At 66.7% G+C, this 13,053-nt stretch carries 23 protein-coding genes; all 23 read right to left on the bottom strand.

What is annotated here, in order from left to right:
* Nucleotides 1–3 precede the first annotated feature (3 nt).
* The 23 genes from LLS1_RS07785 to LLS1_RS07675 all read right to left on the bottom strand — a co-directional run bounded on the left by LLS1_RS07785 (nt 4) and on the right by LLS1_RS07675 (nt 13,045).
* A complete protein-coding gene (locus LLS1_RS07785; RefSeq protein ID WP_226654510.1) occupies nt 4–603 on the bottom strand; it encodes an adenylate kinase in 600 nt (199 codons plus the stop codon).
* The gene (gene secY, locus LLS1_RS07780; RefSeq protein WP_223357865.1) at nt 600–1,922 is read right to left on the bottom strand and encodes a preprotein translocase subunit SecY; all 1,323 of its coding nucleotides are present in this window, start codon (nt 1,920–1,922) and stop codon (nt 600–602) included. Before secY ends, LLS1_RS07785 begins: the two co-directional genes overlap by 4 nt.
* A 76-nt stretch (nt 1,923–1,998) precedes the next feature.
* Complete coding sequence (gene rplO / locus LLS1_RS07775; protein WP_226654508.1) at nt 1,999–2,679, bottom strand: 50S ribosomal protein L15; 681 nt, start codon at nt 2,677–2,679, stop codon at nt 1,999–2,001.
* The gene (gene rpmD / locus LLS1_RS07770; RefSeq protein ID WP_025156611.1) at nt 2,679–2,864 is read right to left on the bottom strand and encodes a 50S ribosomal protein L30; all 186 of its coding nucleotides are present in this window, start codon (nt 2,862–2,864) and stop codon (nt 2,679–2,681) included. Before rpmD ends, rplO begins: the two co-directional genes overlap by 1 nt.
* On the bottom strand, nt 2,864–3,571 hold the full coding sequence (rpsE, locus tag LLS1_RS07765) for a 30S ribosomal protein S5 (protein WP_021759563.1): 708 nt from the start codon (nt 3,569–3,571) through the stop codon (nt 2,864–2,866). The genes rpmD and rpsE overlap by 1 nt, the downstream gene beginning before the upstream one ends.
* Entirely contained in the window at nt 3,568–3,939 is a 372-nt protein-coding gene (gene rplR / locus LLS1_RS07760) for a 50S ribosomal protein L18 (RefSeq protein WP_223357867.1), read from the bottom strand. The genes rpsE and rplR overlap by 4 nt, the downstream gene beginning before the upstream one ends.
* A gap of 2 nt (nt 3,940–3,941) precedes the next feature.
* Nucleotides 3,942–4,478, bottom strand: a complete 537-nt coding sequence (gene rplF / locus LLS1_RS07755) for a 50S ribosomal protein L6 (RefSeq protein WP_226654507.1) — start codon at nt 4,476–4,478, stop codon at nt 3,942–3,944.
* A 6-nt stretch (nt 4,479–4,484) separates the two neighbouring features.
* Nucleotides 4,485–4,883, bottom strand: a complete 399-nt coding sequence (gene rpsH, locus LLS1_RS07750; protein WP_223357869.1) for a 30S ribosomal protein S8 — start codon at nt 4,881–4,883, stop codon at nt 4,485–4,487.
* Between the two features lie 112 nt (nt 4,884–4,995).
* Nucleotides 4,996–5,583 (bottom strand): 50S ribosomal protein L5, encoded by a 588-nt coding sequence (gene rplE / locus LLS1_RS07745; protein ID WP_226654505.1) that lies wholly within the window; start codon nt 5,581–5,583, stop codon nt 4,996–4,998.
* Entirely contained in the window at nt 5,583–5,942 is a 360-nt protein-coding gene (gene rplX, locus LLS1_RS07740) for a 50S ribosomal protein L24 (protein ID WP_021755778.1), read from the bottom strand. The genes rplE and rplX overlap by 1 nt, the downstream gene beginning before the upstream one ends.
* Nucleotides 5,943–5,945: 3 nt before the next feature.
* Nucleotides 5,946–6,314, bottom strand: coding sequence for a 50S ribosomal protein L14 (gene rplN, locus LLS1_RS07735; RefSeq protein ID WP_223357871.1), 369 nt, complete (start codon nt 6,312–6,314; stop codon nt 5,946–5,948).
* Nucleotides 6,311–6,616 (bottom strand): 30S ribosomal protein S17, encoded by a 306-nt coding sequence (gene rpsQ, locus LLS1_RS07730; RefSeq protein WP_018191959.1) that lies wholly within the window; start codon nt 6,614–6,616, stop codon nt 6,311–6,313. Before rpsQ ends, rplN begins: the two co-directional genes overlap by 4 nt.
* Nucleotides 6,616–6,951, bottom strand: a complete 336-nt coding sequence (gene rpmC, locus LLS1_RS19525) for a 50S ribosomal protein L29 (RefSeq protein WP_308443799.1) — start codon at nt 6,949–6,951, stop codon at nt 6,616–6,618. Before rpmC ends, rpsQ begins: the two co-directional genes overlap by 1 nt.
* Complete coding sequence (rplP, locus tag LLS1_RS07720) at nt 6,951–7,370, bottom strand: 50S ribosomal protein L16 (protein ID WP_021755781.1); 420 nt, start codon at nt 7,368–7,370, stop codon at nt 6,951–6,953. The genes rpmC and rplP overlap by 1 nt, the downstream gene beginning before the upstream one ends.
* A 2-nt stretch (nt 7,371–7,372) precedes the next feature.
* On the bottom strand, nt 7,373–8,140 hold the full coding sequence (gene rpsC, locus LLS1_RS07715; RefSeq protein WP_021759580.1) for a 30S ribosomal protein S3: 768 nt from the start codon (nt 8,138–8,140) through the stop codon (nt 7,373–7,375).
* Entirely contained in the window at nt 8,140–8,550 is a 411-nt protein-coding gene (gene rplV, locus LLS1_RS07710; RefSeq protein WP_223357872.1) for a 50S ribosomal protein L22, read from the bottom strand. Before rplV ends, rpsC begins: the two co-directional genes overlap by 1 nt.
* Nucleotides 8,551–8,575: 25 nt before the next feature.
* Nucleotides 8,576–8,857 carry a 30S ribosomal protein S19 gene (gene rpsS, locus LLS1_RS07705; RefSeq protein ID WP_018191964.1) on the bottom strand — a complete coding sequence of 94 codons (282 nt, stop codon included), beginning with the start codon at nt 8,855–8,857 and terminating at the stop codon, nt 8,576–8,578.
* A 12-nt stretch (nt 8,858–8,869) separates the two neighbouring features.
* Nucleotides 8,870–9,709 (bottom strand): 50S ribosomal protein L2, encoded by an 840-nt coding sequence (gene rplB / locus LLS1_RS07700; protein ID WP_223357873.1) that lies wholly within the window; start codon nt 9,707–9,709, stop codon nt 8,870–8,872.
* A 24-nt stretch (nt 9,710–9,733) separates the two neighbouring features.
* Nucleotides 9,734–10,033: a 50S ribosomal protein L23 gene (gene rplW / locus LLS1_RS07695; protein WP_223357874.1), complete on the bottom strand. Its 300-nt coding sequence runs from the start codon at nt 10,031–10,033 to the stop codon at nt 9,734–9,736.
* Nucleotides 10,033–10,689: a 50S ribosomal protein L4 gene (gene rplD, locus LLS1_RS07690; protein WP_226654503.1), complete on the bottom strand. Its 657-nt coding sequence runs from the start codon at nt 10,687–10,689 to the stop codon at nt 10,033–10,035. Before rplD ends, rplW begins: the two co-directional genes overlap by 1 nt.
* 5 nt (nt 10,690–10,694) lie before the next feature.
* Nucleotides 10,695–11,354 carry a 50S ribosomal protein L3 gene (gene rplC, locus LLS1_RS07685; RefSeq protein ID WP_226654501.1) on the bottom strand — a complete coding sequence of 220 codons (660 nt, stop codon included), beginning with the start codon at nt 11,352–11,354 and terminating at the stop codon, nt 10,695–10,697.
* A 14-nt stretch (nt 11,355–11,368) separates the two neighbouring features.
* The gene (gene rpsJ, locus LLS1_RS07680; RefSeq protein WP_005050520.1) at nt 11,369–11,677 is read right to left on the bottom strand and encodes a 30S ribosomal protein S10; all 309 of its coding nucleotides are present in this window, start codon (nt 11,675–11,677) and stop codon (nt 11,369–11,371) included.
* Nucleotides 11,678–12,082: 405 nt separating this feature from the next.
* Nucleotides 12,083–13,045, bottom strand: coding sequence for an endonuclease domain-containing protein (locus tag LLS1_RS07675; protein WP_226654499.1), 963 nt, complete (start codon nt 13,043–13,045; stop codon nt 12,083–12,085).
* Nucleotides 13,046–13,053 lie beyond the last annotated feature (8 nt).

Raw genomic sequence — 13,053 nt, 5'->3', positions numbered from 1 at the left:
CGGCTACGCCACCGTCTCGGAGATCGGCTCGATGCCCCGCTCGGCGAGCGCCGACCGGACGCGGGCCGCGACCTCGTCGATCTCGCCGAGGCCGTCGACCTCCACCAGAAGACCGCGCGTGCGGTAGACGTCGACGAGCGGCGAGGTCTCGCGCAGGTAGACCTCCTGGCGGTGCCGGATCGCGTCCTCGGAGTCGTCGGCCCGGCCCTGCTCGAGTGCGCGCTTGGTCAGCCGTGCGACGATCTCGTCCTGATCGGCGACGAGCTGGATCACGGCGTCGAGCTTCTGCCCCTGTGCCGCCAGCATCTCGTCGAGGTAGTCGACCTGGGCCAGCGTGCGGGGGTAGCCGTCCAGCAGGAACCCGTTCGCCGCGTCGTCCTCCCCCAGGCGGTCGGTGACCAGCTGGTTGGTGAGGCTGTCCGGAACATAGTCGCCCGCGTCGACGATCGCCTTGACCTGAAGGCCGAGCGGCGTCTCGTTCTTGATGTTGGCGCGGAAGATGTCGCCCGTCGAGATGTCGGGGATCCCGTAAGCGGTCGTGATGCGGGAGGCCTGAGTGCCCTTCCCCGCTCCGGGAGGTCCGACGATCAGTAGACGGGTCAACGCAGAAGCCCTTCGTAGTGTCGCTGCTGGAGCTGCGAGTCGATCTGCTTGACCGTCTCGAGTCCGACACCGACGATGATCAGGATGGACGTGCCGCCGAACATGAAGTTCTGACTCGCTCCGATCAGGGCGAACGCCGCCAGCGGAATCAGGGCGATGAGGCCGAGGTAGATCGAGCCGGGCAGCGTGACGCGGGTCAGGACGTAGTCGAGGTACTCGGCGGTCGGGCGCCCGGCGCGGATACCGGGGATGAAGCCGCCGTACTTCTTCATGTTGTCCGCGACCTCCTCCGGATTGAACGTGATGGCCACGTAGAAGTACGTGAAACCGACGATCAGGAGGAAGTACAGGAGCATGTAGAGCGGGTGGTCGCCCTTGGTGAGGTAGTTGGTGATCCAGGTCACCCACGGCGCCGGAGCCTTGCCGGCGGCCGGCTGGTTGAACTGCGCGATCAGGGCGGGGAGGTACAGCAGCGACGAGGCGAAGATCACGGGCACCACACCGGCCATGTTCACCTTGATCGGGATGTAGGTGTTGTTGCCGCCGTAGGTGCGCCTGCCGACCATCCGCTTCGCGTACTGCACGGGGATGCGCCGCTGCGACTGCTCGACGAAGACGACGGCCGCCACGATCAGGAGTCCGATCGCGATGACGACGATGAGGATCTCGATGCCCTGCGACTGGGCGATGGCCCAGAGCGAGTTCGGGAACTGCGCGGCGATCGAGGTGAAGATGAGGAGGGACATGCCGTTGCCGATGCCGCGCTCGGTCACGAGCTCGCCCATCCACATGATGAGGCCGGTGCCGGCGGTCATGGTGACGACCATGAGCATGATCGCGTACCACGAGTCGTCCGTGATGAGCTGCGTGCACTGCGAGACGGCGGTGGTGCCGAACAGCGCGCCGGAGCGGGCGACGGTGATGAGGGTCGTCGACTGGAGGACGCCCAGGGCGATGGTGAGGTAACGCGTGTACTGCGTCAGCTTGGCCTGACCGGCCTGACCCTCCTTGTAGAGGGTCTCGAATCGTGGGATGACCACGCGCAGGAGCTGCACGATGATCGACGCCGTGATGTACGGCATGATGCCGAGCGCGAAGATCGACAGCTGGAGGAGTGCACCGCCGGAGAACAGGTTCACGAGCGAGTAGAGACCCGACGTGTCCTGGTTCGCGTTCAGACAGGTCTGCACGTTGCCGAAGTCGACGAACGGCGCGGGGATGAACGACCCCAGCCGGAACAGGGCGATGATGCCCAGGGTGAAGGCGATCTTCCGGCGGAGGTCCGGGGTGCGGAAGATCCGCGCGACGGCGCTAAACAAAGTGCGTCCTGCTTCCTGTAAGAGTCAGTCGGGTGGCCGGTCCTCCGGCCACCCGACTGCGCTGCTTTACGGGTGGTTACTTGATGGAGCCACCAGCGGCGACGATCTTCTGCTCAGCAGAGCCGGAGACCTTGTCGACCGCAACGTTCAGCTTAACCGCAATGTCCCCGTTACCGAGAACCTTGACCTTCTCGTTCTTGCGCACCGCACCCTTGGCGACGAGGTCGGCGACCGTGACGTCACCACCCGACGGGTACAGCTCGGCGAGCTTCTCCAGGTTCACGACCTGGTACTCGACGCGGAACGGGTTCTTGAAACCGCGCAGCTTCGGCGTCCGCATGTGGAACGGAAGCTGGCCGCCCTGGAACCCGGGACGGACCTGGTAGCGGGCCTTCGTACCCTTGGTACCGCGGCCGGCGGTCTTACCCTTGGAACCCTCACCGCGTCCGACGCGGGTCTTGTCCTTCTTGGCACCCGCGGCCGGGCGGAGGTGGTGCACCTTCAGGACCTGCTCGCGGGGCTCCGCGACGTCCTTCTTGGGAGCGGCCTTCTTCGCGGCCGGCTTGGCGGCGACGGTGTCGTCGCTCGTCGAGGCGGCGGCCTTGTCGGCAGCGGCCTTCGCCGGAGCCTTCTTCGCGGTGCTCGCCTTCTTCTCGGCAGCCGGCTTCTCGGCGGCCTTGGTGCTTGCCGCCTTGGTGGCGGGCTTCTTGGCGGCCGGCTTCTCGGCAGCCTCGTTCTTCGGCTTGTCGTCAGCCATTAGTCAATCTCCTCGACCTTCACCAGGTGAGCGACGGTCTTGACGTACCCGCGGTTCTGCGGGGTGTCCTCGCGGACGGTCACGTCGCCGATACGCTTCAGTCCCAGACTGCGCAGCGTGTCGCGCTGGTACTGCTTCTCGCTCACTTTCGACTTGATCTGCGTGATCTTCAGACGCGCAGCCATCAGGCACCTGCCTTCGCGGTAGCGGCGGCCTCAGCCGCACGGGCCTCGATCTGCAGCAGCTTCTCGGGCGCGACACGGTCGTAGTCCAGGCCGCGACGGGCGGCGACGGCACGCGGCTCTTCGAGCTGCTTGAGCGCCTCCACCGTCGCGTGGACGATGTTGATCGTGTTCGACGAGCCGAGCGACTTGCTGAGGACGTCGTGGATGCCGGCGCACTCCAGGACGGCGCGCACCGGACCACCGGCGATGACACCGGTACCGGCGGCGGCCGGACGGAGGAGGACCACACCGGCGGCCGCCTCACCCTGCACGGGGTGCGGGATGGTGCTGCCGACGCGCGGGACGCGGAAGAAGTTCTTCTTCGCCTCCTCGACACCCTTCGAGATCGCGAGGGGGACCTCGCGGGCCTTGCCGTAGCCGACGCCCACCAGCCCGTTGCCGTCGCCGACGACGACGAGCGCGGTGAAGCTGAAGCGACGACCGCCCTTGACGACCTTCGACACGCGGTTGATGGTCACGACGCGCTCGAGGAACTGGCTCTTGTCGGCGTCCCGGCTGCCGCGGTCGCGGTTGGGGTTGCGCTCCCGGCCACCTCGACGAGGCTCACGCTCGTTCGAGTTCTTGGTCGAGGCTGCGGTCTCGACCGGCTGCGCGGTCTCCACGGCCTGCTCTGCCACGGTCTGCTCCTTGTTGTTTTCGTCGCTCACAGGTTCAATCCACCCTCTCGAGCTCCCTCGGCGACAGCCGCGACGCGACCGGCGTACTTGCTGCCACCGCGGTCGAACACGACGGCCTCGACACCGGCGCTCTTCGCGCGCTCGGCGACGAGCTCGCCGACCTTGCGGGCCTTGGCGGTCTTGTCACCGTCGAAGCCGCGCAGGTCCGCCTCCATGGTCGACGCGGACGCGAGGGTGTGACCCTGCGCGTCGTCGACGACCTGGACGAAGACGTGGCGAGCGGAACGGGTCACGACCAGGCGGGGCCGGGACGCGGTACCCGCGATCTTCTTGCGAAGACGCGAGTGACGGCGATCGCGGGCGGCCGCCTTGCTCTTTCCTCTGGTACCCAGAGCCATGATTACTTACCAGCCTTTCCGGCCTTGCGACGGACGACCTCGCCGGCGTAGCGCACACCCTTGCCCTTGTACGGCTCGGGCTTGCGGATCTTGCGGATGTTGGCGGCGACCTCGCCGACGGCCTGCTTGGAGATGCCGCTGACGGTCAGCTTGTTGTTGCCCTCGACCGTGAACGTGATGCCCGCAGGCGGCTCGACCGTCACCGGGTGCGAGAAGCCGAGCGCGAACTCGACGGCCGCACCCTTCTGCGCGACGCGGTATCCGGTGCCGACGATCTCGAGGCCCTTGGAGTAGCCCTCGGTGACGCCGATGATGTTGTTGTTGATCAGGGTGCGGGTCAGGCCGTGGAGCGAACGCGAAGCGCGCTCGTCGTCCGGACGGGTGACCAGGACCTGGCCCTCCTCGAGCTTGACCTCGATCGGGCTGGCGACGGTGAGGCTGAGCTCGCCCTTCGGGCCCTTGACGGTGACGGCCTGGCCGTCGATCTTCACATCAACGCCCGCGGGGACGTCGATGGGCAGTCTTCCAATACGCGACATGGCGGGTTACCACACGTAGGCGAGGACTTCCCCACCCACGCCCTTCTTCTCAGCCTCACGGTCCGTCAGAAGGCCGGAGGAGGTGGACAGGATGGCGACGCCGAGCCCGCCGAGCACCTTGGGGAGCTCCGTGGACTTCGCGTAGACGCGAAGGCCGGGCTTCGAGACGCGCTTGATACCGGCGATGGAACGCTCGCGGTTCGGACCGAACTTGAGCTGCAGGGTCAGCGTCTTGCCGACGCGGGCGTCGGCGACGTCCCAGCCCGAGATGTAGCCCTCGGTGGTGAGGATCTCGGCGATGTGGGCCTTGAGCTTCGAGTGCGGCATCGACACGGTGTCGTGGTGCGCCGAGTTCGCGTTGCGCAGTCTGGTCAGCATGTCTGCGACCGGATCTGTCATTGTCATTGCGGTTTTCCTTCGTACACCAGGTTTCGTTCAGCCGTTACACGACTGACGACCTGTGGTGGAAGTGGGCCGGCCGGGACGGCCGGCCCACAAAGAGAGAAGCCTACTAGCTTTAGTTGGCCGTCTCAGCCGAACGGAAGGGGAAGCCGAGCTGCTTCAGGAGCGCGCGACCCTCCTCGTCGTTCCTGGCGGTGGTCACGACCGTGATGTCCATACCGCGGACGCGGTCGATCCGGTCCTGGTTGATCTCGTGGAACATCGACTGCTCCGTGAGACCGAACGTGTAGTTGCCGTTCCCGTCGAACTGCTTGTCCGACAGACCGCGGAAGTCGCGGATACGGGGCAGGGCGAGGGAGAGCAGGCGGTCGAGGAACTCCCACATGCGGTCGCCGCGCAGCGTGACGTGCGCGCCGATCGGCTGGCCCTCGCGCAGCTTGAACTGCGCGATGGACTTGCGGGCCTTGGTGACCTGCGGCTTCTGGCCGGTGATGAGCGTGAGGTCTGCGACCGCGCCATCGATGACCTTGCCGTCGCGGGCCGCCTCGCCGACACCCATGTTGACGACGATCTTCACCAGACCGGGCACCTGGTGCACGTTGGTGAAGCCGAAGTCGCCCTGGAGCTGCTTGGCGATCTCGGTCTTGTACTTCTGCTTGAGGCGGGGCTGGATTTTGCCAGACTCCACTGCAGTGTCAGTCATTACAGGTCCTTACCAGACTTCTTGGCGTAACGAACGCGGACCGTCTTGGTGACGCCGTCCTTCGTAACGGTCTCGGTGCGGAAGCCGACGCGGGTCGGCTTCTTGGTCTCGGGGTCGACCAGGGCCACGTTGGAGACGTGGATCGAGGCCTCGTGGGTCTCGATGCCGCCGGTCTTCGTGCCACGCTGCGTCTGGCCGACGCGGACGTGCTTGGTGACGAAGTTGACGCCCTCGACGATCACGCGGTTCTTCTCGACCAGGACCTCGATGACACGACCCTGCTTGCCGCGGTCACCACCACGGGCCTGCGAGCGGCCCGTGATGACCTCGACGAGGTCGCCCTTCTTGATGTTCGCCATGGCTTACAGCACCTCCGGAGCGAGCGAGATGATCTTCATGAACTTCTTGTCGCGGAGCTCACGGCCGACCGGCCCGAAGATGCGGGTGCCACGGGGGTCACCGTCGTTCTTCAGGATGACGGCGGCGTTCTCGTCGAACTTGATGTACGAGCCGTCCTGGCGGCGGGTGTTCTTCCGCACGCGGACGACGACCGCCTTGACGACGTCGCCCTTCTTGACGTTGCCGCCGGGGATCGCGTCCTTGACCGTGGCGACGATGACGTCGCCGAGGCCGGCGTAGCGACGGCTCGAACCGCCGAGCACACGGATGGTCAGGAGCTCCTTCGCACCGGTGTTGTCGGCGACCTTGAGTCGCGATTCCTGCTGAATCACTTGGCCTTCTCCAGAATCTCAACCAGGCGCCACCGCTTGCTGGCGCTCAGGGGGCGGGTCTCGTTGATGAGGACGAGGTCGCCGATGCCGGCGGTGTTGTTCTCATCGTGCGCCTTCACCTTGGAGGTGCGGCGGATGACCTTGCCGTACAGGGGGTGCTTCACGCGGTCCTCGACCTCGACGACGATGGTCTTGTCCATCTTGTCGCTGACGACGTAGCCGCGGCGGGCCTTGCGGTACCCGCGGACGAGGGCCTCGTCGGCCGCCGACTCCGCGGCCGCGGCCTTGGTGGTCTCAGCCATTACTTGGCCTCCTCAGTCTCGTTCTCGGCGACCTCGGCGGCCACGGCGGCCTCCTTCTTCGCCTTGCTGCTCTTCTTGGCGGCCTTCGCGTCAGCGACCTCGGCGGGAGCCGGGGTGGCGCGGATGCCGAGCTCGCGCTCGCGGATGACCGTGTAGATGCGAGCGATGTCGCGCTTCACGGCGCGCAGGCGGCCGTGGCTCTCGAGCTGGCCGGTGGCCGACTGGAAGCGCAGGTTGAACAGCTCCTCCTTGGCCTTCTTCAGCTCGTCGACCAGACGGTCGTCTTCGAAAGTGTCGAGCTCGCTCGGGGCGAGCTCCTTGGAACCGATCGCCATTACGCGTCGCCCTCCTCGCGCTTGATGATGCGTGCCTTGAGGGGCAGCTTGTGGATTGCACGGGTCATGGCCTCGCGGGCGAGGTCCTCGGAGACGCCCGAGACCTCGAAGAGGACGCGACCCGGCTTGACGTTGGCGACCCACCACTCGGGCGAACCCTTACCGGAACCCATTCGGGTCTCGGCCGGCTTCTTCGTGAGCGGACGGTCGGGGTAGATGTTGATCCACACCTTGCCGCCACGCTTGATGTGACGCGTCATGGCGATACGAGCGGACTCGATCTGACGGTTGGTCACATAAGCGGGCGTCAGGGCCTGGATGCCGAACTCGCCGAAGGAGACCTTCGTGCCGCCGGTCGCCTGGCCGCTACGGCCGGGGTGGTGCTGCTTGCGGTGCTTGACTCTGCGTGGGATCAACATGGTTATGCCTCAACTCCTGCTGCGGCCGGCGCGGTCTCCGCGGCGGGGGCGTTGCCCCGGCCACCGCGACGCGGGCGGTCGTTGCGCTCGCGCGACGGCTTGGCGTTCGCCTGCTCGCGAGCCAGTTCCTTGTTCGTGATGTCGCCCTTGTAGATCCACACCTTGACACCGATGCGACCGAAGGTGGTCTTGGCCTCGTAGAAGCCGTAGTCGATGTTGGCGCGGAGCGTGTGGAGCGGCACCCGGCCTTCGCGGTAGAACTCCGAGCGGCTCATCTCGGCGCCGCCGAGACGGCCGGACACCTGGATGCGGACACCCTTGGCGCCGGCGCGCTGGGCACCCTGCAGGCCCTTGCGCATCGCGCGGCGGAACGCCACACGTGCGGCGAGCTGCTCGGCGATGCCCTGGGCGACGAGCTGAGCGTCGGCCTCGGGGTTCTTGACCTCGAGGATGTTCAGCTGGATCTGCTTGCCCGAGAGCTTCTCGAGGTCGGCGCGGATGCGCTCGGCCTCGGCGCCACGACGACCGATCACGATGCCCGGACGGGCCGTGTGGATGTCCACGCGGACGCGGTCACGGGTGCGCTCGATCTCGATGCGGGACACGCCCGCGCGGTCGAGCGACGTCTTGAGCAGCGTGCGGATCTTGACGTCCTCGGCGAGGTAGTCGCTGTAGCGCTGACCCTTCTTCGTGCTGTCCGAGAACCAGCGCGACACGTGGTCGGTGGTGATCCCGAGACGGAAGCCGTAGGGGTTTACTTTCTGGCCCATTAGTTGCTCCCCTTCTTCACGGCGTTTGCCTTGGTAGCGGGCTTGGCGTCCTCGACCTCATCCGGCGTCGCGAGGACGATCGTGATGTGGCTGGTGCGCTTGTTGATGCGGAAGGCCCGACCCTGTGCGCGCGGCTGGAACCGCTTGAGGGTGGTGCCCTCGTCCACGAAGGCGCGGCTCACGTAGAGGTCCTGCTCGTCCAGGTAGGTGTTGGACTGGTCCGCCTTGACGCGCGCGTTGGCGATGGCCGACGCGACCAGCTTGTACACCGGCTCGCTCGCGCTCTGCGGCGCGAACTTCAGGATGGCCAGGGCCTCCTGAGCCTGCTTGCCGCGGATCAGGTTGACGACGCGGCGGGCCTTCATGGGGGTGACGCGGATGTGTCGCACGCGTGCGATCGACTCCACCATTTCTCTCCTCCTTTTCGCCTCCGCGTTAGCGGCGGCGACCCTTCTTGTCGTCCTTCACGTGGCCGCGGAAGGTACGCGTCGGCGCAAACTCGCCGAGCTTGTGACCGACCATGGTCTCGGTGACGAACACCGGGATGTGCTTGCGACCGTCGTGCACCGCGATGGTGTGACCCAGCATGGCCGGGACGATCATCGAGCGGCGCGACCAGGTCTTGATCACGTTCTTGCTGTTGGCCTCGTTCGCGGCGACCACCTTGCGAAACAGGTGCTCGTCGACGAAGGGGCCCTTCTTGAGACTGCGTGGCATCTTCTCGAACTCCTACTTGCGCTTCTTGCCGGCGTTGCGGCGGCGAACGATGAGCTTGTCGCTCTCCTTGTTGGGGTGACGCGTGCGGCCTTCCTTCTGGCCCCACGGGCTGACCGGGTGGCGACCACCGGAGGTCTTGCCCTCACCACCACCGTGCGGGTGGTCGATCGGGTTCATCGCGACACCGCGGACGGTCGGGCGGACGCCCTTCCAGCGCATGCGGCCGGCCTTGCCCCAGTTGATGTTCGACTGCTCGGCGTTGCCGACCTCGCCGATGGTCGCGCGGCAGCGCGCATCGACGTTGCGGACCTCGCCCGAGGGGAGACGCAGCTGGGCGTAGGGGCCGTCCTTCGCGACGAGACGCACCGAGGCGCCCGCCGAACGTGCCATCTTCGCGCCGCCGCCCGGCTTGAGCTCGATCGCGTGGATGACCGTACCGGTGGGGATGTTGCGAAGGGGCATGTTGTTGCCCGGCTTGATGTCCGAGCCGGCGCCCGACTCGACGATGTCGCCCTGCTTGAGGCCCTGCGGCGCCAGGATGTAGCGCTTGGTGCCGTCCACGAAGTGGAGCAGCGCGATGCGAGCGGTGCGGTTGGGGTCGTACTCGATGTGCGCGACCTTGGCGTTCACGCCGTCCTTGTCATTGCGACGGAAGTCGATGACGCGGTACTGGCGCTTGTGGCCACCACCGATGTGACGGGTCGTGATGCGGCCCTGGTTGTTGCGGCCACCGGTCTTCGACAGCGGACGGAGAAGCGACTTCTCCGGGGTCGAGCGGGTGATCTCGGCGAAGTCGGCGACCGAGGAGCCGCGACGACCGGGGGTCGTGGGCTTGTAATTGCGAATAGCCATGTCTGTCTTCCTCTAGTCCTTCGCTCAGCCGACGGCCGTGAAGATGTCGATGGAACCGGACTTCAGCGTGACGATCGCGCGCTTGGTGTCCTTGCGCTTGCCGATGCCGAAGCGGGTGCGACGGGTCTTGCCCTGGCGGTTCAGGGTGTTGATCGACGCGACCTCGACCTTGAAGATCGACTCGATGGCGAGCTTGATCTCGGTCTTGTTCGAACGCGGGTCGACGAGGAAGGTGTACTTGCCCTCGTCGATCAGGCCGTAGCTCTTCTCAGAGACGACCGGGGCGATGATGACGTCGCGCGGGTCCTTGTTCAGGGCGGCCATTACGCGTTCACCTCTTCCTTCTTCGGCGCCGTCTTCGCGGCGATGAAGCCCTCGAGCGCGGCCTGGGTGAAGACGATGTCGTCGCTCACCAGCACGTCGTAGGCGTTCAGCTGGTCGTAGGTCAGCACGTGCACGTTGCGCACGTTGCGGACGCTCTTGAAGCCGTTGGCGTCATCGCGCTCGAGCACGACGAGGACGTGCTTCGAGGTCGCGATGCCGTCGAGCAGCTCGACGACGGCCTTGGTCGAGGGGGCCTCGCCGGCCGTGAGCGCCTGGACGGCGTGGAGGCGGCTGCCGCGGGCGCGGTCCGAGAGAGCACCGAGCAGAGCAGCGGCGATCATCTTCTTCGGGGTGCGCTGCGAGTAGTCGCGCGGGGTCGGTCCGTGGACGATGCCACCACCGGTCATCTGAGGGGCGCGGATCGAGCCCTGACGAGCGCGGCCGGTCCCCTTCTGCTTGAACGGCTTGCGGCCGGCGCCGGAGACCTCGCCACGACCCTTGACCTTGTGGGTGCCCTGACGCGCGGCGGCGAGCTGGGCGGTGACCACCTGGTGGATCAGCGGGATGTTGGTCTGGACGTCGAACAGGGCCTCGGGGAGCTCGATGGAGCCGGCCTTCTTGCCCTTGAGGTCGAGGACGTCAATCGAGGTAGCCATTTACCTTAGGCCCCCTTCACTGCGTTGCGGACGAAAACGATGCGGCCACGAGCACCAGGAACGGCGCCCTTGACCAGCAGCAGGCCCTTCTCGGCGTCGACGGCCTGCACCTTGAGGTTCAGGACGGTGACGCGCTCGCCGCCCATGCGACCGGCCATGCGCATGCCCTTGAAGACACGGCTCGGGGTCGAGGAGGCGCCGATGGAGCCCGGCTTGCGGTGGTTGCGGTGCGCACCGTGCGAAGCGGAGACGCCCTGGAAGTTGTGGCGCTTCATGACACCGGCGAAGCCCTTGCCCTTCGAGGTGCCGACGACGTCGACCAGCTGGCCGGCCTCGAACGTGCCCTCGACGGTGAGCTCCTGGCCGGCGCTGTAGTCGGCCGCGTCCGCGGTGCGGACCTCGGTGAGATGACGACGCGGGGTGACGCCCGCCTTGTCGAAGTGGCCGGCGGCCGGCTTGGTCACCTTGCGCGGGTCGATCTGGCCGTAGGCGATCTGCACGGCGTTGTAGCCGTCCGCCTCGGGGGTGCGGACCTGGGTCACGACGTTCGGCGTGATCTCGATGACGGTCACGGGGATGAGCTTGTTGTTCTCGTCCCAGACCTGGGTCATGCCGAGCTTCTTGCCGAGGAGGCCCTTGGAGGTCTTGGTCTCGTTGTTGGACATAGCGACACTCCCCCTTAGAGCTTGATCTCGATGTTGACGTCCGCCGGCAGGTCGAGACGCATGAGCGAGTCGACGGCCTTCGGGGTCGGGTCGATGATGTCGATCAGCCGCTTGTGCGTGCGCATCTCGAAGTGCTCGCGGCTGTCCTTGTACTTGTGGGGCGAACGGATGACGCACACCACGTTCTTCTCGGTGGGAAGCGGCACCGGGCCGACGACGGTCGCGCCGGCACGGGTCACCGTGTCGACGATCTTGCGCGCCGAGGTGTCGATGACCTCGTGGTCATACGACTTAAGCCGAATGCGGATCTTCTGTCCCGCCATGTCTGACTCTCTCTCTTGTTATGGCGTCGTACGGTCGGCTCCTGGTGGATCCGATCCGCATTGGACGCGGTGCGACGAACGCAGGGGAACGCCACTATTCTTCTGTCAACTCCCCGACCCCCGCGCTCGGGCGTGTCGCCCGAATCGAGGACAGGGAAAACCCCTTGTCCCCGAGGGTGGTCGTTGTGAGCGTGTCCTGCTGCCTGCGGCCTAACCATCGTCCCGCCGGCCTCGAGAGGCCTCGCGGTGGGCTATGCACTGCCTGGCAGTGATCCGTTCGAAGCGCGCGTGAGCACACCCGTCCCGGAATGTTGAACTAGACAAGTTTGCCAGATGCGCGCCGATGCTGCAACCCGGGCGTGTCGCGGATGCGCCCCGCCTCCGCCGCGGTTTGGGACGAGCGCTCTACCGCGCCGGACCGCGCTCGTCCCGAACCGCAGCGCTCGCTGTCGGAACGCCGGCAGAGCCGAGCACCGCCAGCAGCGCACGCGGGTCGCACGCCGTCTCCCAACACCATCGCACCACGCGGAGGCCGAGAGCACGGAGCCGGTCTTCCCGGATCTTCTCGTCGAGCACCACCCGCTCGGCCGATCGTCCGTTGCGCAGCGCAGGATCGAGATACTTGGCATCGCCGTCCGCCTCTCCCACGGCGTTCGACTCAGGCCAGGCGAAGTCGACGTAGCCGACGAGCCCCGCCGCGTCCCGGTACGCCATCTGCAGCCGGGGGACCGCCATCCCGGCGACGCGCATGCTCGCTCGGCTGACGGACTCCAGCGGTGACTCCGCCCGGCCGTCGGCGAACTCGATCAGCTCGAGGGAGCGCCGATGCCCTCGCTGGGGCTGGGCGCGAAGCCAGGATGCGAGGAGGTCCGCTTTCCGCACTCCTTGCCGGAGCGCGGCATCGGCCGACGGGAGCGCATCTCTCATCGAGGCGCTTGCACCGAGATCCACGATGGTGCGCTCGATGGACGTGCAGCGGAGCGAACCCAGTTCGACGACGTCGACGGCAGCGATCCCGGTGCAATGCGCCACGACGCCGGGCACTGAGCGCCCTCCACTCGTGGGTGGGAGGGTGACGTGTATCGAGGCGAGCGCCTGCCGGGACACAGGCAGTCCGTGCAGCAGCGCGGCGGACCAGTGGGAGAACACCGGTGGCCGCGACCTCGTCCGGGCGTGGGCGAGCACTCGCAGCTTCGCTTGCTCGAGGTCGTCCAACGCGTCCCACCGCTCGCGTTCGACGTATGCGCCGCGAGCGACGCGGACCTCCTTTCCGGCGGCCGCAGCGCGGGCGTGCTGCCGCCGGGTCTCCCCGGTGAAGAGGAGATCGCGGACGAGGACGAGATCGGGGCCGTTGCTGTGATCGCTCATCCTCGACA

Source organism: Leifsonia sp. LS1 (assembly GCF_020521355.1).
Lineage (GTDB): Bacteria > Actinomycetota > Actinomycetes > Actinomycetales > Microbacteriaceae > Leifsonia.
The sequence above is the reverse complement of the archived record's forward strand: the minus strand, read 5'-3'. Positions and strand labels throughout refer to the sequence as shown.

Bases quoted from the DNA above. Each gene is read 5' to 3' on its own strand.
- rplO (WP_226654508.1), bottom strand. From the start codon at position 2,679: ATGGCTGACGACAAGCCGAAGAACGAGGCTGCCGAGAAGCCGGCCGCC.
- rpmD (WP_025156611.1), bottom strand. From the start codon at position 2,864: ATGGCTGCGCGTCTGAAGATCACGCAGATCAAGTCGAAAGTGAGCGAG.
- rplR (WP_223357867.1), bottom strand. From the start codon at position 3,939: ATGGCTCTGGGTACCAGAGGAAAGAGCAAGGCGGCCGCCCGCGATCGC.
- rplF (WP_226654507.1), bottom strand. From the start codon at position 4,478: ATGTCGCGTATTGGAAGACTGCCCATCGACGTCCCCGCGGGCGTTGAT.
- rpsH (WP_223357869.1), bottom strand. From the start codon at position 4,883: ATGACAATGACAGATCCGGTCGCAGACATGCTGACCAGACTGCGCAAC.
- rplE (WP_226654505.1), bottom strand. From the start codon at position 5,583: ATGACTGACACTGCAGTGGAGTCTGGCAAAATCCAGCCCCGCCTCAAG.
- rplX (WP_021755778.1), bottom strand. From the start codon at position 5,942: ATGGCGAACATCAAGAAGGGCGACCTCGTCGAGGTCATCACGGGCCGC.
- rpsQ (WP_018191959.1), bottom strand. From the start codon at position 6,616: ATGGCTGAGACCACCAAGGCCGCGGCCGCGGAGTCGGCGGCCGACGAG.
- rpmC (WP_308443799.1), bottom strand. From the start codon at position 6,951: ATGGCGATCGGTTCCAAGGAGCTCGCCCCGAGCGAGCTCGACACTTTC.
- rplP (WP_021755781.1), bottom strand. From the start codon at position 7,370: ATGTTGATCCCACGCAGAGTCAAGCACCGCAAGCAGCACCACCCCGGC.
- rpsC (WP_021759580.1), bottom strand. From the start codon at position 8,140: ATGGGCCAGAAAGTAAACCCCTACGGCTTCCGTCTCGGGATCACCACC.
- rplV (WP_223357872.1), bottom strand. From the start codon at position 8,550: ATGGTGGAGTCGATCGCACGCGTGCGACACATCCGCGTCACCCCCATG.
- rpsS (WP_018191964.1), bottom strand. From the start codon at position 8,857: ATGCCACGCAGTCTCAAGAAGGGCCCCTTCGTCGACGAGCACCTGTTT.
- rplB (WP_223357873.1), bottom strand. From the start codon at position 9,709: ATGGCTATTCGCAATTACAAGCCCACGACCCCCGGTCGTCGCGGCTCC.
- rplW (WP_223357874.1), bottom strand. From the start codon at position 10,033: ATGGCCGCCCTGAACAAGGACCCGCGCGACGTCATCATCGCCCCGGTC.
- rplD (WP_226654503.1), bottom strand. From the start codon at position 10,689: ATGGCTACCTCGATTGACGTCCTCGACCTCAAGGGCAAGAAGGCCGGC.
- rplC (WP_226654501.1), bottom strand. From the start codon at position 11,354: ATGTCCAACAACGAGACCAAGACCTCCAAGGGCCTCCTCGGCAAGAAG.
- rpsJ (WP_005050520.1), bottom strand. From the start codon at position 11,677: ATGGCGGGACAGAAGATCCGCATTCGGCTTAAGTCGTATGACCACGAG.
- LLS1_RS07675 (WP_226654499.1), bottom strand. From the start codon at position 13,045: ATGAGCGATCACAGCAACGGCCCCGATCTCGTCCTCGTCCGCGATCTC.